The organism is Pseudomonas sp. Tul2A7, assembly GCF_054790505.1.
Genome location: NZ_CP186499.1, coordinates 2,435,479 through 2,452,590, shown reverse-complemented (window position 1 = coordinate 2,452,590; position 17,112 = coordinate 2,435,479). Strand labels below are relative to the sequence as shown.

Genomic DNA, 17,112 nt, shown 5'->3' with positions numbered 1-17,112 from the left:
CGCATGTTCATGAGCGAAGTACCACGCCGCTGTCGTCTTCCCACCACACGTAAACCTGATCGCCCCAGGTCGGACGCGCGCCACGACGTTCTGCGTTGGCCACAAACGACTGCACCAGTTTGCCGCTCGGCAATTCAACGTAGAACACCGAGTGACCGCCGAGGTAGGCGATGTCGTGCACCTTGCCGCTCGACCAGTTGTATTCGCAGGTCGGTTGATCGGCGGTGACCAGCAGCTTCTCCGGACGGATCGCGTAAGTCACGGACTTGTCCTGCACCGAGGTGCTGATGCCGTGGCCGACGTAGATCTGCCGATCGAGGTCTTTGCAGGTGATGGTTGCGTGGCCCTCAGCGTCGTCGATCACTTCGCCTTCGAAGATGTTGACGTTGCCGATGAATTCGCAGACCAGACGGCTGGTCGGGGTTTCGTAGATGTCGATCGGGCTACCGATCTGGGCGATCCAGCCCAAGTGCATGATCGCGATGCGCTCGGCCATGGTCATGGCCTCTTCCTGGTCGTGGGTCACCATCACGCAGGTCACGCCGACGCGCTCGATGATTTCCACCAGTTCCAGCTGCATCTGCGAACGCAGTTTCTTGTCCAGTGCGCCCATCGGTTCGTCGAGCAGCAACAGCTTCGGCCGTTTGGCCAGCGAACGCGCCAGCGCCACACGCTGACGCTGACCGCCGGACAATTGATGCGGTTTGCGCTTGGCGTACTGGCTCATCTGCACCAGCTTGAGCATCTCGGCCACCCGAGCATCGACTTCAGCCGCCGGGATCTTGTCCTGCTTGAGGCCGAAGGCGATGTTCTGCGCCACGGTCATGTGCGGGAACAAGGCGTACGACTGGAACATCATGTTGATCGGACGTTCGTACGGCGGCATGTCGGTGATGTCGACGCCGTCGAGAAAAATGCGCCCCTCCGTGGGCCGTTCGAACCCTGCCAGCATCCGCAGCAGAGTGGATTTGCCCGATCCCGAACCGCCGAGCAGGGCGAAGATTTCGCCCTTTTTGATTTCCAGGGACACGTCGTCCACGGCAATCGTCTCGTCGAACTTCTTCGTGACCCGGTCGATTTTGACCAACACCTGTTTCGGTGTCTGGTCGCCCTCGAGGGCTTTCTTATAGGCGCCGGAGGCAACTGCCATTTACGAAACTCCCAGAAAAAAACAATGCAGTTCGCCCCGCAAGGCGAACCCAGGATAGTGTGTGCCTTACATCCCCGACTTGACCTTGGTCCAGCTGCGGGTCATCAGGCGCTGAATGTTCGGTGGCAACTCGGTCGATACGTAGGCCTTGTCGATAACGGCCTGCGGTGGGTACACCGACGCATCGGTACGGATGGATTGTTCCATCAACTTGTCCGACCCCGGATTGGGGTTGGCGTAACCGACGTAATCACTGACCTGAGCGATCACCTCAGGTTTCAGCAGATAGTTGATGAAGGCGTGGGCTTCTTTGACGTTGGACGAGTCCTTCGGAATCGCAAGCATGTCGAACCACAACGCGCCGCCCTCTTTCGGCACCGCGTAGGCGATGTTCACGCCTTTCTTGGCCTCCGCTGCGCGGTTCTTCGCCTGGAAGATATCGCCGGAGAAACCGATGGCCACACAGATGTCGCCGTTGGCCAGATCACCGATGTATTTCGAGGAGTGGAAGTAGGTCACGTAAGGACGCACCGCGAGCAGCTTGGCAGTGGCTTTTTCGTAGTCCTTCGGATTGGTGCTGTTGGCATTCAGGCCCAGATAGTTGAGCACGGTCGGCATCATTTCATCCGCCGAATCGAGGAATGCCACGCCACAGCTTTGCAGCTTCTTGATGTTCTCAGGCTCGAACAAAACGCCCCACGAATCGATCTTGTCGACACCCAGCACGGCCTTCACTTTATCGACGTTGTAACCGATGCCGTTGGTGCCCCACAGGTACGGCACGGCGTACAGGTTGCCCGGATCGTTCTGTTCCAGACGCTTGAGCAGCGCCGGGTCGAGATTGGAATAATTCGGCAGCTGCGACTTGTCGAGCTTCTGGAACGCGCCCGCCTTGATCTGCTTGCCGAGGAAGTGGTTCGACGGCACAACCACGTCGTAACCGGTACGCCCAGCCAGCAGTTTGCCTTCCAGGGTTTCATTGGAATCGAAGACGTCGTAGACCGGTTTTATCCCGGTCTCTTTCTGGAAGTCGGCCAGGGTGGTCTCGCCGATGTAATCGGACCAGTTATAAATATGCACCGTACCGGCGGCCTGGGCTCCGACAGCAATCGTCAGGCCGGCAGTGGCCAGCAGGGCTTTGCGCAAAGAAGAAAAAATAGGCAAGTGGAGGTCCTCTAAATTAGTTGGGCCCAAGTTGCCCCGCGCTGCATGACAGCCATGACTGCCCGGCAACAAAACCGGCGCGCAACTTACCCTCGAAAAACCGTTCCTGCAAAACTTCCTGTCATTTAATTGATCCACTGGCCGCCTTCGCGGGAGACGGCGGCCAGCGGTTGCTGCTTCAAACCGGCTTATTTACCGGATTTGATCTTGGTCCAGCTGCGAGTGATCAGGCGCAGGGTCGCTGCGTCCAGATCGCTGATCGCGTAGAGCTGCTTCTTCACTTCAGCCGACGGGTAGATGCTCGGATCGCTGGTGATGTCCTTGTCCACCAGTGGCGTGGCAGCCTTGTTGCCGTTCGGGAAACGCACGGCGTTGGTGATGCCGGCCATCACTTGCGGCTCAAGCAGGTAGTTCATGAATTTGTAGGCGGCTTCGACGTTTTCGGCATCCTTGGGAATGGCGACCATGTCGTAGAACGTGCCAGCACCTTCTTTTGGAATGGTGTAGGCCAGCTTGACCTTGTCACCGGCTTCCTGGGCGCGGGTCTTGGATTGTTCCAGGTCACCCGAGTAACCGACGGCGACGCAGATGTTGCCGTTGGCCAGGTCGGAGATGTACTTGGAGGAATGGAAGTAGGCAACCGAAGGACGAATCTTCAGGAACAGGTCTTCGGCGGCTTTCAGGTCAGCCTTGTCCTTGCTGTTGGTCGGCTTGCCCAGATAGTGCAACGCCGCCGGAATCATTTCGGTCGGTGCGTCGAGGAAGCTTACGCCGCAGCTTTTGAGCTTCTCGATGTTTTCAGGCTTGAACACCACGTCCCAGGAATCGATCTTGTCGATGCCCAGCGCAGCCTTGACCTTGGCCGGGTTGTAGCCGATGCCGATCGAGCCCCACATGTACGGGAACGCGTGCTTGTTGCCTTGGTCGCTGGCATCGCCAACAGCCTTGAGCAGGTCTTCGTCGAGGTTCTTCCAGTTCGGCAGCTTGGACTTGTCCAGCTCCTGGTAAACACCGGCCTTGATCTGCTTGGCGAGGAAGTTATTGGAAGGCACCACGATGTCGTAACCGGACTTGCCGGCCAGCAGCTTGGCTTCCAGGGTTTCGTTGCTGTCGAAGACGTCGTAGACGACTTTGATCCCGGTGGCTTTTTCGAAGTTGGCCACGGTGTCCGGGGCGATGTAGTCGGACCAGTTGTAGACGTGCAACACCTTGTCGTCCGCGTGCGCCGCAGCCGCCATGATTCCCATCAGGGACACGGCGAGCAGAGTCTTGCCAGCGAGCTTTTTGCCTAATGCCTTCATGCGTTAATGCTCCAAATTTTTCTTTTTTGAACCACTTTGTTCAGCGGCCGAACCCGGACAACTGGAACCGCGGCTAGTCTGGCAAGATCCGAGGCGGTCTTTCAAGAAAAGACCAGCCTTTCTGACAGCTTTGAGCGCGAGCGCCACGGCTCCCCCGCTCAAAGCCTAGCACTTAGCCCTGCAACGCACTGAGGGTCAGGTCCAGACACTTGCGTGCCTTTGTAACCAGCTCATCGATCTCGGCTTTGCTGATCACCAGCGGCGGCGCGATGATCATGGTGTCGCCCACAGCGCGCATGATCAGGCCGTTGTCGAAGCAGAACTGGCGGCAGATCATGCCGACGCCCTTGCCTTCGTAACGCTTGCGCGTGGCCTTGTCCTGCACCAGCTCGATCGCGCCCAACAGACCGACGCCGCGAACTTCACCCACCAACGGGTGATCGTTCAGTTCCCGCAGACGTTTCTGCAAATACGGTGCCGTTTCGTTGTGCGCGTTCTCGATAATTTTTTCGTCGCGCAGAATGCGGATGTTTTCCAGGCCCACCGCCGCTGCCACCGGGTGACCGGAGTAGGTGAAGCCGTGGTTGAAATCGCCACCTTCGTTGAGCACCGCTACCACCGAGTCACGGACGATCAGGCCGCCCATCGGGATGTAGCCGGAAGTCAGGCCCTTGGCGATGGTCATCATGTCGGGCTTGAGGTCATAGAAATCGCTACCGAACCACTCACCGGTGCGGCCGAAACCGCAGATCACTTCGTCCGCCACGAACAGGATGTCGTACTTGGCGAGGATTTCCTTGATGCGCGGCCAGTAGCTGTCTGGCGGAATGATCACGCCACCAGCACCCTGAATCGGCTCGGCAATAAAGGCACCGACGTTGTCGACGCCGACTTCGAGAATCTTCTCTTCCAACTGATTGGCCGCCCAGATGCCGAACTCTTCCGGGGACATGTCGCCGCCTTCGGCGAACCAGTACGGTTGCGCGATGTGGACGATGCCCGGGATCGGCAAGTCGCCTTGCTCGTGCATGTACGTCATGCCACCGAGGCTCGCGCCGGCCACGGTCGAACCGTGATAACCGTTCTTGCGGCTGATGATGACTTTCTTGTTTGGCTGGCCTTTGATCGCCCAGTAGTGGCGAACCATGCGCAGCATGGTGTCGTTGCCTTCGGAGCCGGAGCCGGTGAAGAACACATGGTTCATGCCTTCCGGTGCCACGTCGGCAATGGCCTTGGCCAGTTCCAGCGCTGGCGGGTGCGCGGTCTGGAAGAACAGGTTGTAGTACGGCAGTTCGCGCATCTGTTTGGCGGCCGCGTCGGCCAGCTCATCGCGACCATAACCGATGGCCACACACCACAGACCGGCCATGCCGTCGAGAATCTTGTTACCTTCGCTGTCCCACAGGTAAACGCCCTTGGCGTTGGTGATGATCCGCGGGCCTTTCTCTTTCAACTGCTTGAAGTCGCTGAACGGGGCCAGGTGATGATCATTGCTGAGTGCTTGCCACTCGCGGGTTTGCGGGTTGTTGCTGGTCATGCCAATTCTCCTTGTTATCGGTGAAGACGCGGCTGCTGCCAGCCGCGCCTGGCGTATCAGACGGCGAAGAGCAGGTACTCACGCTCCCAGGAACTGATCACGCGCTTGAAGTTTTCATGCTCGGCCCGTTTTACCGCGACGTAGCCTGTGATGAAGGTTTTGCCCAGGTACTTCTCGATGGTCGCGCTGTTTTCCATACGCTCCAGCGCGTCTTCGATGGTCAGCGGCAGGCGCAGGTTGCGGCGCTCGTAACCACGGCCCACCACCGGCGCGCTCGGGTTGAGGCCTTCGACCATGCCGATGTAACCGCAGAGCAGGCTCGCGGCGATCGCCAGATACGGGTTGGCGTCGGCGCCCGGCAGGCGGTTTTCCACACGACGGTTCTGCGGGCCGGCATCCGGTACGCGCAGGCCGACGGTGCGGTTCTCTTCGCCCCACTCGACGTTGACCGGTGCCGAGGTGTCCGGAAGGAAGCGGCGGAACGAGTTGACGTTCGGCGCGAACAGCGGCAGCAATTCCGGAATCAGCTTCTGCAAACCACCGATGTGGTGCAGGAACAACTGGCTCATGGTCCCGTCTTCATTAGAGAAGACGTTCTTGCCGGTCTCGATGTCGATGATGCTCTGGTGCAAGTGCATCGCACTGCCCGGCTCGCCGGTCATCGGTTTGGCCATAAAGGTCGCGGCGACGTCGTGCTTGAGCGCGGCTTCACGCATGGTGCGTTTGAACACCAGAATCTGGTCGGCCAGTGACAGTGCGTCGCCGTGACGGAAGTTGATTTCCATCTGCGCCGTGCCGTCCTCGTGGATCAGTGTGTCGAGGTCCAGTTCCTGCAGTTCGCACCAGTCGTAGACGTCTTCGAACAGCGGGTCGAATTCGTTCGCCGCTTCAATCGAGAACGACTGGCGACCGATTTCCGGACGGCCCGAACGGCCAATCGGCGGCTGCAACGGATAGTCAGGGTCGTCGCTGCGCTTGGTCAGGTAGAACTCCATTTCCGGCGCCACGATCGGCTGCCAGCCCTTGTCGGCATAGAGTTTCAGAACTTTTTTGAGGACGTTGCGCGGCGACAGCTCGATCGGGTTGCCTTGCTTGTCGTAGGTGTCGTGGATCACTTGCGCGGTCGGCTCGATGGCCCACGGCACCAGGTACACGGCGTTCTGGTCGGGGCGGCAGATCATGTCGATGTCGGCCGGGTCAAGCAGTTCGTAATAGATGTCGTCTTCGACGTAGTCGCCGGTCACGGTCTGCAACAGCACGCTCTCGGGCAGGCGCATGCCTTTTTCGGCGATGAACTTGTTGGTCGGCGAGATCTTGCCCCGGGTGATCCCGGTCAAGTCGGCGATCATGCATTCGACTTCTGTGATCTTGTGGTCTTTCAACCAATCGGTGAGCTGGTCGAGGTTGTTACTCATAAATGCCTCTGGGCTGAGTCTCCTGACATGATGTCAGGCAAAGTTTGACGCTTGGAGCGTCGCGTTAAAGGGGGCTTGCTCGCGCAGTGCCGGCTTACGCCTGGCACCGCGCATAGACAATGAAAGAGGAGCTTACCTGCCCTTTACGCTGGCGTTGCATTTCCTGTGCACACTCAAGGCGTGCAGAATCATGAGCACGGCTTGGCAAGCGGCACAGGCTTTGAGGGTGAAAGCGATCTATATTGGAAAGGGACGCCATAAACAGGATGCTTTCCCGTACGTCCAGAATATCGGACGCTGACGCTTGAGCGGTCATGGACGGGAACATCGTCGCTAACGGGCGAGCCATGCTGGCTGCGCTACGGACGGATTGGTCGCCACTGATGTGATGAGCATGCAGACCGGACTGTTGCGAGCAGTCGGTGATGCCGATTAACGGCAGGCGAGACATGAAGCACCCCGGTATTATTGCTGTTATGGGTTTGATCGGAGCTTAGCCTTGTTCATTTTTTTACACAACACCCCCGTAAAAAATACAACACGGCCTGCTCAAGCCTGCGGGTGCACAGTCTCGCAAGGACAAAAAAACGCCCGAAAGTGCCCCATAAATGCCCTCACAGCGCTTTTTTAGGGCAAAAAAGGCCTCGCTTGACTTCGGCAGGCCGTTCGGGTTGACTGAAACCAGAAAAGATCAATGATTGATATTTTTAACAACAAAGGTGTTGCATCATGTCGGTACCCCCGCGTGCCGTTCAGCTTAACGAAGCGAACGCGTTCCTTAAGGAACATCCTGAGGTTCTGTACGTTGACCTTCTGATTGCGGATATGAATGGTGTGGTGCGCGGCAAGCGCATTGAACGCACCAGCCTCCACAAGGTTTACGAGAAAGGCATCAACCTGCCGGCCTCTCTATTTGCTCTGGATATCAACGGTTCCACGGTGGAAAGCACCGGCCTGGGCCTGGACATCGGCGACGCCGATCGTATCTGCTATCCGATCCCCGATACCCTGTGCAACGAGCCATGGCAGAAGCGCCCGACCGCGCAACTGTTGATGACCATGCACGAACTCGAAGGCGACCCTTTCTTCGCCGATCCGCGCGAAGTGCTCCGTCAAGTTGTTGCAAAGTTTGACGAGCTGGGCCTGACCATCTGCGCCGCATTCGAACTCGAGTTCTACCTGATCGACCAGGAAAACGTGAACGGCCGTCCTCAGCCGCCACGCTCGCCGATCTCCGGCAAACGTCCGCACTCGACGCAGGTCTACCTGATCGACGACCTCGACGAATACGTCGACTGCCTCCAGGACATTCTGGAAGGTGCCAAAGAGCAAGGCATCCCGGCCGACGCCATCGTCAAGGAAAGTGCCCCGGCGCAGTTCGAAGTGAACCTGCACCACGTCGCCGACCCGATCAAGGCATGCGACTACGCGGTACTGCTCAAGCGTCTGATCAAGAACATCGCCTACGACCATGAAATGGACACCACCTTCATGGCCAAGCCGTACCCGGGCCAGGCAGGTAATGGTCTGCACGTACACATTTCGATTCTGGATAAAGAAGGCAAAAACATTTTTGCCAGCGAGGATCCCGAGCAGAACGCCGCGCTGCGTCACGCGATCGGCGGTGTGCTCGAGACCCTGCCCGCGCAGATGGCTTTCCTCTGCCCGAACGTCAACTCGTACCGTCGTTTCGGCGCACAGTTCTACGTGCCGAACTCGCCGTGCTGGGGCCTGGACAACCGCACGGTGGCGATTCGCGTACCGACCGGCTCTTCCGATGCCGTGCGTATCGAACACCGCGTGGCCGGTGCCGATGCCAACCCGTACCTGTTGATGGCTTCGGTTCTGGCCGGCGTGCACCACGGTCTGACCAACAAGATCGAGCCGGGCGCGCCAGTCGAAGGCAACAGCTACGAGCAGAACGAGCAAAGCCTGCCGAACAACTTGCGCGATGCCCTGCGCGAGCTGGACGACAGCGAGGTGATGGCCAAGTACATCGATCCGAAGTACATCGATATCTTCGTCGCCTGCAAGGAAAGCGAGCTGGAGGAGTTCGAACACTCCATCTCCGACCTTGAGTACAACTGGTATCTGCATACCGTTTAAGCGGATTGCAGCACCAGGAAGAACGCCGTTGGCTGATTCAGCCAACGGCGTTTTTTTATGGCCGAACACAAATCCTTGAGATGGGAGTGAATGGCCGCCTGCGGCGGTTCGCGAGCAGGCTCGCTCCCACAGTTGATCTTCAGTGAACATGAATGCTGTGCACACAGAGCCTCCCTGTGGGAGCGAGCCTGCTCGCGAAAGCGGCCGACAAGACAACACAAGAGCCGGCTCGTACAATGCCCGCTGCCCCGCAGGAGACTTCCATGACGCGTCCCGCCCCCGTCCGCAAACCCCGTGCCCGCAGCCAGGCGCGCATCGATTCGATACTCGACGCCGCGCGTACGCTGCTGGCCGCCGAGGGTGTGGCGAGTCTGTCGATCTACAGCGTCGCCGAGCGCGCGCAGATTCCGCCCTCCTCCGTGTACCACTTCTTCGCCAGCGTCCCGGCATTGCTCGAAGCTCTGACGGCGGATGTGCACGCCGCGTTTCGCGCCTGCCTGCAAGCGCCGATCGATCACGAAGCCCTGCGTGACTGGCGTGATCTGTCGCGGCTGGTCGAACAACGGATGCTGGAGATCTACGACGAAGACGCCGCCGCACGGCAGTTGATCCTCGCGCAACATGGTTTGACCGAAGTCACTCAGGCTGACCGTCAGCACGACATCGAACTGGGCGACCTGATGCACAAGCTGTTCGATCATCACTTCGAGTTGCCGAGGCTGCCGGAGGATGTCGATGTGTTTGCCTTGGCCATGGAGTTGGGTGACCGGGTTTATGCGCGCTCGGTGCAGCAGCATGGGCAGATTACGCCGCGCATGGCCGAGGAAGGGATGCGGGTGTTTGATGCCTATATCGGCCTGTATCTGCCACCTTACCTGCCCAAGCGCTGAGCCATGATCGTCCCCACGCTCTGCGTGGGAATGCAGCCCGTGACGCTCCGCGTCACTGGACGCAGAGCGTCCCAAGAGGCATTCCCACGCGGAGCATGGGAACGATCGCCAGGCACAAAAAACCCCGAAGGGCTCACGCCCTCCGGGGTTGTTTTTTGCTCACCGGCTTACAACTTGGCGATCGACACCTCGGTGGATTTCACAAAGGCGATCACTTCGCTGCCGACCACCAGTTCCAGCTCCTTGACCGAGCGGGTGGTGATCACCGAAGTGACGATGCCGGAAGCAGTCTGCACGTCGATTTCCGACAGCACGTCACCGAGGACGATTTCCTTGATCGAGCCTTTGAACTGGTTACGGACGTTGATGGCTTTGATAGTCATGGCAATGATTCCTGTCGTTTGCTTGAGTTATTGAGCCCAACGCAGTTGCGTAGGCAGTGGTGAAACAGGTTCCGGCGCCGGCGGCTCGCCGGGCAGGGAGAGAACACGGTTAAGCACTTCGGTTTCCAGCGCCGCCAGGCGATGCGAACCGCGCACCCTTGGGCGCGGCAATTCAACATGCAGATCAAGACCGACTTCGCCGTCCTCGATGAGAATCACCCGGTCGGCAATCGCCACCGCTTCGCTGACGTCGTGGGTCACCAGCAGCACGGTGAAGCCGTGTTGCTGCCAGAGACGCTCGATCAGTTGCTGCATTTCAATTCGGGTCAGCGCATCCAGCGCACCGAGCGGTTCATCGAGCAACAGCAGACGTGGTTGATGGATCAGTGCGCGTGCCAGTGCGACGCGTTGTTTCTGCCCGCCGGACAACGCCGCCGGCCACTCATTGGCACGATCCGCCAAGCCAACCGCTTCCAGCGCTTCGAGAGCCTTCGGGCGCCAGTTGCCTTTAAGGCCCAAGCCGACGTTGTCGATGATCTTTTTCCACGGCAGCAGGCGTGCTTCCTGGAACATCAATCGGGTGTCTTCCCGCGCATCGCTGAGCGGCGCGGCACCTGCCAGCAAGTCGCCGCCAGTCGGTTGATCGAGGCCGGCGAGCAAACGCAGCAAAGTACTTTTGCCGCAACCACTGCGCCCGACCACAGCGACGAATTGCCCCGCCGGAATGTGCAGGTCGATGTCACGCAGCACCTGCCGCGTGCCGAAGGTTTTCTGCAGGTTGCGCACCGCCAGCGGAATCCCGCGCAACAGGCGTGGAGGTTGTTGAGCAGTCATGCCGCACCTCCTTTGGCAACCTGATAAGCCGGGTGCCAACGCAACCACACACGTTCAAGTCCACGGGCCGCAAGGTCGGCGAGTTTGCCCAGCACGGCGTAAAGCAGGATCGCCAGTACCACCACATCGGTCTGCAAAAACTCCCGGGCATTCATCGCCAGATAGCCGATGCCGGAACTGGCGGAAATGGTTTCGGCGACGATCAGCGTCAGCCACATAAAGCCCAGGGCGAAACGCACGCCGACCAGAATCGAAGGCAGCGCCCCCGGCAGAATCACCTGCCAGAACAGGCTGAACCCGCTCAAGCCATAACTGCGCGCCATCTCCACCAGCGCCGGGTCGACGTTGCGGATGCCGTGATAAGTGTTGAGGTAGATCGGGAACAGCGTGCCCAACGCCACCAGAAAAATCTTCGCCGACTCGTCGATGCCGAACCACAGGATCACCAGCGGAATCAGCGCCAGGTGCGGCACGTTGCGGATCATCTGCACCGAACTGTCGAGCAGGCGTTCGCCCCATTTCGACAGGCCGGTGATAAAACCCAAGACCAGACCGATGCTGCCACCGATGGTGAAACCGAGTGCCGCACGCCAGCCACTGATCGCCAGGTGCGTCCAGATTTCACCGCTGCGCACCAAGCTCACGCCGGCTTCGATCACCGCCACCGGTGCCGGCAGAATCCGTGTCGACAACCAACCGGCCGACACCGACAACTGCCACACCGCCAGCAACAACACCGGCAACGCCCAGGGCGCAAGGCTGTGGATGATTTTCTTCATGGCGCGCCTCAGCTCTGCGACGCGGCTTTGGGAAGAATGTCGTTGGCGACCATCTCGCCGAACGGGCTGACGTACCCGGCGCTTTTCGGCAGTTCCGGACGCTCGATGTCGAGGTGCGGGAACAGCAGTTCGGCGACGCGATAAGACTCTTCGAGGTGTGGATAACCGGAGAAGATAAAGGTGTCGATGCCCAGATCGGCGTATTCCTTCACACGCGCGGCCACGGTCGGGCCATCGCCGACCAGCGCCGTACCGGCACCGCCGCGTACCAGACCGACGCCGGCCCAGAGGTTCGGGCTGACTTCGAGGTTGTCGCGACTACCGCCATGCAGCGCGGCCATGCGTTGCTGGCCAACCGAATCGAAACGCGCCAGCGAAGCCTGAGCACGAGCGATAGTGTCGTCATCCAGATGCGAGATCAGCCGATCCGCCGCTTGCCACGCTTCAGCGTTGGTTTCACGAACGATCACGTGCAGACGAATGCCGAAGCGTACGGTGCGACCGAGCTTGGCAGCTTTGGCGCGCACTTGGGCAATCTTCTCCGCCACTGCTGCGGGCGGCTCGCCCCAGGTCAGGACCATTTCCACTTGTTCGGCGGCCAAGTCCTGCGCCGCTTCCGAAGAACCACCGAAGTACAGCGGCGGACGCGGTTGCTGAATCGGCGGGTAGAGCAATTTCGCACCCTTCACGCTGATGTGCTGACCGTCGTAATCAACGGTTTCGCCCTCGAGCACACGACGCCAGATGCGGGTAAATTCCACCGAGGCTTGATAGCGTTCTTCGTGGCTGAGAAACAGACCGTCGCCAGCCAATTCTTCCGGGTCACCGCCAGTCACCAGATTGAACAGCGCACGGCCGCCGGACAGACGATCCAGCGTGGCTGCCTGCCGCGCTGCGACCGTCGGGGAAATGATCCCGGGGCGCAGGGCAACAAGGAACTTCAGACGCTGGGTCACCGGGATCAGCGACGCCGCCACCAGCCACGAGTCTTCGCAGGAACGCCCGGTGGGGATCAGTACACCGCCGAAGCCCAGACGATCCGCCGCTTGCGCGACCTGTTGCAGATAACCGTGGTCGACGGCGCGGGCGCCTTCGGCGGTGCCAAGGTAATGGCCGTCGCCGTGGGTGGGCAGGAACCAGAAGATATTGAGGCTCATGGAGTGGTCTCCTTGGGGATTCGAATTACTGCGCTTTAGCCACAGCGGCCGGTGGTGTCCAGATCACATCCTTGATGCTCAGCGGCTTCGGAATCAGCTTGAGCTGGTAGAACGTGTCAGCGATTTTCTGCTGTGCGGCGACCACTTCCGGGGTCAGGAACAGCGCGCCATAGCCCTGGCGTTTCACCGAGGTCAGAGTGATGTCCGCCGGCAGACCGAGCAGTGGTGCAACCTGTTGGGTCACGTCTTCAGGGTTGGCCTTCGACCACTCGCCAACGGCGCGCACTTCTTCCACGAGGGTCTTGATCACCTCAGGGTTCTTCTGTGCGTAAGGCTTGGTCGCGAGATAGAACTGATGGTTGTCGACGATGCCTTTGCCGTCGCGCAGGGTGTGCGCTTGCAGTTGTTTCTCGGCGGCAGCCTGGTACGGATCCCAGATGACCCAAGCGTCGACGCTGCCACGTTCGAACGCGGCGCGAGCATCGGCGGGCGGCAGGAAGACGGTCTGGATGTCGGTATATTTGAGGCCGGCGTCTTCCAGTGCACGCACCAGCAGGTAGTGGACGTTGGAGCCTTTGTTCAGGGCGACTTTCTTGCCCTTGAGATCAGCCACCGACTTGATCGGCGAATCTTTCGGCACAAGGATCGCTTCGCTGTTCGGCGCTGGTGGTTCATAGGCGACGTAAAGCAGATCGGCGCCGGCAGCCTGAGCGAAGACTGGCGGGGTTTCGCCGGTGACGCCGAAGTCGATAGAGCCGACGTTCAGGCCTTCGAGCAATTGTGGGCCGCCAGGGAATTCAGTCCATTGCACGTCGACGCCTTGGGCGGCCAGACGTTTTTCCAAAGTGCCCTTGGCTTTGAGCAGCACCAGCGTGCCGTACTTCTGATAACCGATCCGCAATGTCTCGGCTTGAGCTTGAGTGATGGCGCCGAAGGTGACAGCCGCAGCAAACAGAGCGACCAGACCACGACGCAAAAATACAGTGCGCATAGCGCTCTCCTTTTTGCTGTTGGGTTTTGGCTGCACCTGCTTGCCCGTTAGCGGGCGAGTAAGGCCAGTACTTCAAATTTCGGTGAGGCTTAAATGCTCCAGCGAGCACTCAACAAACGTTCGTTCAACAGGCCCGGTTCCAGCGGCTTCGGGCGGCGCGCCATGGCGCCGACAAACTGATCCAGCGCTTCATGCAGACGCTGCTCCAGCGCCGGTGCAAGTTGCGCGGCGGCACTGCCTTCTCCGTAAGCGATCTGGCTGTCCTCGGCGAAAATCCCCTGGAGCATTTCCTGGGCTTTCAATGCCGACAGCACCGGCTTGAGGGCGTAATCGACCACCAGCATGTGGGCGATGCTGCCGCCAGTGGCCATCGGCAGGACAATCTTGTGGTTCAGTGCGCGCTCGGGCAGCAAATCCAGCAGGGTCTTCAGGGCGCCGGAAAACGACGCCTTGTAAACCGGTGTGGCGATCAGCAGGCCGTCGGCGTTTTCGATCTGTTGCAGCAGGTCGAGCACCTTCGGGCTGTCGAAGCGGGCGTGGAGCAAATCCTCGGCCGGGAAATCCCGAATCTGATAACTCACCACTTCCACGCCTTGCTGCTGCAACCAACGTTGCGAGCGCTCCAGCAGCACCCCTGAACGGGAGCGCAGGCTGGGACTGCCACCGAGTGAGACGACCAGCATTGAGACAATTCCTTAAGCGTTACAGGCGATTCGCGGGTTGCGATCTCGCTTCGATGGGAGTGACCTTACCAGTTGATTTATATATCCATAAATCATATTTATTCATTTGGTTATGCGTTTTGGAGATATACGATTCAAGCTATTCAAGGCGAAAAAAAAGGCCGTCGAAACGGCCTGAAATCCCCTGCTTAGTAGCTACCACTGATCGTTCCCACGCTCTGCGTGGGAATGAATCCATGGACGCTCCGCGTCCACTGTGACGCAGAGCGTCACGGGCGGCATTCCCACGCGGAGCGTGGGAACGATCTGCCCGGTGAGATCACTTGTTCGGCTGTGGCGTCAGGCGCAGGTACGGTTTTACTGCGCGATACCCCTTCGGAAAGCGCTGCTTGATCTCTTCTTCATCTTTCAACGAAGGCACGATCACCACCTCTTCACCGTCCTGCCAGTTGGCCGGCGTAGCCACCTTGTAGTTGTCGGTGAGCTGCAGCGAATCGATCACCCGCAGAATCTCGTGGAAGTTACGCCCGGTGCTCGCCGGATAGGTGATGGTCAGGCGAATCTTCTTGTTCGGATCAATCACGAACAGCGAACGCACGGTCAGCGTGTCGTTGGCATTCGGGTGGATCAGGTCATAGAGATCGGAAACCTTGCGATCGGCATCGGCGAGGATCGGGAAGTTGACGATGGTGTTCTGGGTTTCGTTGATGTCTTCGATCCACTTGTGGTGCGAATCCACCGGGTCGACCGACAACGCGATGGCTTTGACGCCGCGTTTGCTGAACTCATCCTTGAGCTTGGCGGTGAAGCCCAGCTCAGTGGTGCACACCGGGGTAAAGTCCGCCGGGTGGGAGAACAGCACGCCCCAGCTATCGCCCAGCCATTCGTGGAAACGAATCTTGCCGGCGCTGGAATCCTGTTCGAAATCGGGGGCGATGTCGCCGAGTCTGAGGCTCATGATGCTGCTCCTGATGAGTTGTTCGAGACCTCAACTGTAGCTCGTGATTTGCCATCGTGAAAAAGAATAAATAATGAGATATCTAGATCATAAGTGAATATTAAACATCTGTTCACTGGACGCTCGGCGGCATCCCGACGAACATCGGTCGCAAGGTTCGAGAAGGCCTTGAGTTGCTGTAAAGAGGGAAATCGGGGATGGCTTACGGGGGTGGGCCTGACTCGAAAACGCAAAAGCCCCGTCCGGCGCGATGCCGGACGGGGCTTTTTTTACATCAGGTGCAGGAGCTCGCTATTACAGCAGCGGGATCGAGTAGCTGACGATCAGGCGGTTTTCGTCCTGCGAACGGGTGTTCGGCAGATCGGTGCGCCAGGTAGCGTTTTTCCACATCAGGCCGACGTTTTTGAACGGGCCTTCCGGCACTACGTAGCCGATGGTGAAGTCACGTTCCCACTCAGTGTGGTCGCCGCTCGGAGTGTCGATGTTGTCACCACGCAGGTAAACAACACCGGCGGTCAGACCAGGTACGCCGACCTTGGCGAAATCGTACGAGTAACGACCCTGCCAGGTGCGTTCGCCGGCACGGCCGAACTTCTGGATTTGCATGTCGGTGATGGTGTAGTTCGACGAGCCGTCACCCTGGTTCAGCCAAGGGAAATCGCTGTCGCCGTTGCTGACCTGATAGCCGCCGCCGAAAGTGTGACCAGCAACGGTGTACAGGAACAGGCCGCTGTACAGATTGTTGTCGACTTTACCTTTGGTGACGTTACCGCCGTAGTAGCCCGTGGTGAAGTAATTACTGTCGTGGCCGTTGGCGCCATCGTCACGGCTATTGAAGTAACGGAGGTCCGACTTCAACACGCCCGGGCCAATTGCCCAGTTGTGAACCAGCCCCAGGAAGTGCTGTTTGTAGAAGTCTTCCAGGTTGCCGTAGTAGTACTGGGCAGTCAGGTCTTTGGTGATTTTGTAGTCACCACCGGCGTAGATGAACTTGTTGCTGTCGCGGCCAGCCGCGGTACGGCCGTTGGCACCGGAGATCGACAACTGTTCGTTGTTGCTCGAGTTACGACCTTTCACGGCTTCGATCTGGCCGCCGACCAGAGTCAGATCCTTGATGTCGCCGGAAGTGATCTGGCCACCCTGCCAGGTTTGTGGCAGCAGACGACCGTCGTTGGTCACGATCACTGGCAGTTTTGGCTGCAGGGTGCCCAATTTCAGTTCGGTCTGGGAGATTTTGGCTTTGGCAGTCAGGCCCAGGCTGGAGAAGTTGTCGACCGCTTCACCATTGTGCTCGCTAGGGAACACAGTGCCGCCGTACGAACCGGCGTTGGTGCGGGTCGCTGCCGTGGCGCCGTTAGTGCCGCCGCCCGAATCCAGACGTACGCCCAGCAGGCCGATAGCGTCGATACCGAAACCAACAGTGCCTTGGGTGTAACCGGAGATGAAGCGCAGATCGAAGCCTTGGCCCCACTCTTCGTTCTTGTTGGCGCCAGTGCCATCACGGTTATCGGTGTTGATGTAGAAGTTACGCAGCCCCAAAGTAGCTTTGCTGTCTTCGATGAAACCGGCGGCGCCTGCCTGCTGCGCCATAACCCCTACGGCCACAGCCAGGGCCAAGGTGGACTTGTTCATGTAAAGCTCCTCTCGTTTCTAATTCTTGTGTTCCTGGCCCGGGGTCTGATGCCCTGGGTCCTAAGATGCGCGATTAGCGCCAGACCGTGACTGACAAGTCAATCGTAACCTTGTGTGTCTACGACCAAGGTC

General features: G+C 59.1%; 16 protein-coding genes. 2 read left to right on the top strand and 14 right to left on the bottom strand.

The window, feature by feature from the left end; genetic code table 11:
• Positions 1–7 precede the first annotated feature (7 nt).
• The 6 genes from ACOYXJ_RS10975 to ACOYXJ_RS10950 form a co-directional block, all read right to left on the bottom strand.
• Positions 8–1,150 (bottom strand): ABC transporter ATP-binding protein, encoded by a 1,143-nt coding sequence (locus tag ACOYXJ_RS10975; protein WP_007913856.1) that lies wholly within the window; start codon positions 1,148–1,150, stop codon positions 8–10.
• A gap of 66 nt (positions 1,151–1,216) precedes the next feature.
• Positions 1,217–2,314: a polyamine ABC transporter substrate-binding protein gene (locus ACOYXJ_RS10970; RefSeq protein ID WP_150793172.1), complete on the bottom strand. Its 1,098-nt coding sequence runs from the start codon at positions 2,312–2,314 to the stop codon at positions 1,217–1,219.
• Positions 2,315–2,502: 188 nt separating this feature from the next.
• The gene (locus ACOYXJ_RS10965) at positions 2,503–3,615 is read right to left on the bottom strand and encodes a polyamine ABC transporter substrate-binding protein (protein WP_460369413.1); all 1,113 of its coding nucleotides are present in this window, start codon (positions 3,613–3,615) and stop codon (positions 2,503–2,505) included.
• A 172-nt stretch (positions 3,616–3,787) separates the two neighbouring features.
• Complete coding sequence (locus ACOYXJ_RS10960) at positions 3,788–5,152, bottom strand: aspartate aminotransferase family protein (protein ID WP_034151967.1); 1,365 nt, start codon at positions 5,150–5,152, stop codon at positions 3,788–3,790.
• A gap of 56 nt (positions 5,153–5,208) precedes the next feature.
• Positions 5,209–6,567, bottom strand: a complete 1,359-nt coding sequence (locus ACOYXJ_RS10955) for a glutamine synthetase family protein (RefSeq protein WP_034151968.1) — start codon at positions 6,565–6,567, stop codon at positions 5,209–5,211.
• Between the two features lie 94 nt (positions 6,568–6,661).
• Positions 6,662–7,018: a glutamine amidotransferase gene (locus ACOYXJ_RS10950; RefSeq protein WP_223026734.1), complete on the bottom strand. Its 357-nt coding sequence runs from the start codon at positions 7,016–7,018 to the stop codon at positions 6,662–6,664.
• 278 nt (positions 7,019–7,296) lie between these two features.
• Between ACOYXJ_RS10950 and ACOYXJ_RS10945 the strand changes: the two genes are divergently transcribed.
• Both ACOYXJ_RS10945 and ACOYXJ_RS10940 read left to right on the top strand, forming a co-directional pair.
• Complete coding sequence (locus ACOYXJ_RS10945; RefSeq protein ID WP_007913842.1) at positions 7,297–8,673, top strand: glutamine synthetase family protein; 1,377 nt, start codon at positions 7,297–7,299, stop codon at positions 8,671–8,673.
• 263 nt (positions 8,674–8,936) lie between these two features.
• Complete coding sequence (locus tag ACOYXJ_RS10940) at positions 8,937–9,563, top strand: TetR/AcrR family transcriptional regulator (RefSeq protein WP_034151970.1); 627 nt, start codon at positions 8,937–8,939, stop codon at positions 9,561–9,563.
• A 167-nt stretch (positions 9,564–9,730) separates the two neighbouring features.
• On the opposite strand, the gene ACOYXJ_RS10935 is transcribed toward ACOYXJ_RS10940, so the two are convergent.
• The 8 genes from ACOYXJ_RS10935 to ACOYXJ_RS10900 form a co-directional block, all read right to left on the bottom strand.
• The gene (locus ACOYXJ_RS10935; RefSeq protein ID WP_003229256.1) at positions 9,731–9,946 is read right to left on the bottom strand and encodes a TOBE domain-containing protein; all 216 of its coding nucleotides are present in this window, start codon (positions 9,944–9,946) and stop codon (positions 9,731–9,733) included.
• 27 nt (positions 9,947–9,973) lie between these two features.
• The gene (gene ssuB, locus ACOYXJ_RS10930; protein WP_150793169.1) at positions 9,974–10,780 is read right to left on the bottom strand and encodes an aliphatic sulfonates ABC transporter ATP-binding protein; all 807 of its coding nucleotides are present in this window, start codon (positions 10,778–10,780) and stop codon (positions 9,974–9,976) included.
• On the bottom strand, positions 10,777–11,559 hold the full coding sequence (gene ssuC, locus ACOYXJ_RS10925) for an aliphatic sulfonate ABC transporter permease SsuC (RefSeq protein WP_003229260.1): 783 nt from the start codon (positions 11,557–11,559) through the stop codon (positions 10,777–10,779). The genes ssuB and ssuC overlap by 4 nt, the downstream gene beginning before the upstream one ends.
• An 8-nt stretch (positions 11,560–11,567) precedes the next feature.
• On the bottom strand, positions 11,568–12,716 hold the full coding sequence (ssuD, locus tag ACOYXJ_RS10920) for an FMNH2-dependent alkanesulfonate monooxygenase (RefSeq protein ID WP_018928626.1): 1,149 nt from the start codon (positions 12,714–12,716) through the stop codon (positions 11,568–11,570).
• A 25-nt stretch (positions 12,717–12,741) separates the two neighbouring features.
• Positions 12,742–13,707: a sulfonate ABC transporter substrate-binding protein gene (locus ACOYXJ_RS10915; protein ID WP_433588849.1), complete on the bottom strand. Its 966-nt coding sequence runs from the start codon at positions 13,705–13,707 to the stop codon at positions 12,742–12,744.
• Between the two features lie 89 nt (positions 13,708–13,796).
• A complete protein-coding gene (gene ssuE, locus ACOYXJ_RS10910; RefSeq protein WP_008085340.1) occupies positions 13,797–14,390 on the bottom strand; it encodes an NADPH-dependent FMN reductase in 594 nt (197 codons plus the stop codon).
• A gap of 319 nt (positions 14,391–14,709) precedes the next feature.
• Complete coding sequence (locus tag ACOYXJ_RS10905; protein WP_077574963.1) at positions 14,710–15,348, bottom strand: peroxiredoxin; 639 nt, start codon at positions 15,346–15,348, stop codon at positions 14,710–14,712.
• A 294-nt stretch (positions 15,349–15,642) separates the two neighbouring features.
• The gene (locus ACOYXJ_RS10900) at positions 15,643–16,980 is read right to left on the bottom strand and encodes an OprD family porin (RefSeq protein ID WP_150793166.1); all 1,338 of its coding nucleotides are present in this window, start codon (positions 16,978–16,980) and stop codon (positions 15,643–15,645) included.
• Positions 16,981–17,112 lie beyond the last annotated feature (132 nt).

Coding starts and splice junctions, on each gene's coding strand:
- ACOYXJ_RS10950 (WP_223026734.1), bottom strand. CDS start 7,018: ATGTCTCGCCTGCCGTTAATCGGCATCACCGACTGCTCGCAACAGTCC.
- ACOYXJ_RS10940 (WP_034151970.1), top strand. CDS start 8,937: ATGACGCGTCCCGCCCCCGTCCGCAAACCCCGTGCCCGCAGCCAGGCG.
- ssuD (WP_018928626.1), bottom strand. CDS start 12,716: ATGAGCCTCAATATCTTCTGGTTCCTGCCCACCCACGGCGACGGCCAT.
- ACOYXJ_RS10945 (WP_007913842.1), top strand. CDS start 7,297: ATGTCGGTACCCCCGCGTGCCGTTCAGCTTAACGAAGCGAACGCGTTC.
- ssuB (WP_150793169.1), bottom strand. CDS start 10,780: ATGACTGCTCAACAACCTCCACGCCTGTTGCGCGGGATTCCGCTGGCG.
- ACOYXJ_RS10955 (WP_034151968.1), bottom strand. CDS start 6,567: ATGAGTAACAACCTCGACCAGCTCACCGATTGGTTGAAAGACCACAAG.
- ACOYXJ_RS10965 (WP_460369413.1), bottom strand. CDS start 3,615: ATGAAGGCATTAGGCAAAAAGCTCGCTGGCAAGACTCTGCTCGCCGTG.
- ssuC (WP_003229260.1), bottom strand. CDS start 11,559: ATGAAGAAAATCATCCACAGCCTTGCGCCCTGGGCGTTGCCGGTGTTG.
- ACOYXJ_RS10905 (WP_077574963.1), bottom strand. CDS start 15,348: ATGAGCCTCAGACTCGGCGACATCGCCCCCGATTTCGAACAGGATTCC.
- ACOYXJ_RS10975 (WP_007913856.1), bottom strand. CDS start 1,150: ATGGCAGTTGCCTCCGGCGCCTATAAGAAAGCCCTCGAGGGCGACCAG.
- ACOYXJ_RS10935 (WP_003229256.1), bottom strand. CDS start 9,946: ATGACTATCAAAGCCATCAACGTCCGTAACCAGTTCAAAGGCTCGATC.
- ssuE (WP_008085340.1), bottom strand. CDS start 14,390: ATGCTGGTCGTCTCACTCGGTGGCAGTCCCAGCCTGCGCTCCCGTTCA.
- ACOYXJ_RS10960 (WP_034151967.1), bottom strand. CDS start 5,152: ATGACCAGCAACAACCCGCAAACCCGCGAGTGGCAAGCACTCAGCAAT.
- ACOYXJ_RS10900 (WP_150793166.1), bottom strand. CDS start 16,980: ATGAACAAGTCCACCTTGGCCCTGGCTGTGGCCGTAGGGGTTATGGCG.
- ACOYXJ_RS10915 (WP_433588849.1), bottom strand. CDS start 13,707: ATGCGCACTGTATTTTTGCGTCGTGGTCTGGTCGCTCTGTTTGCTGCG.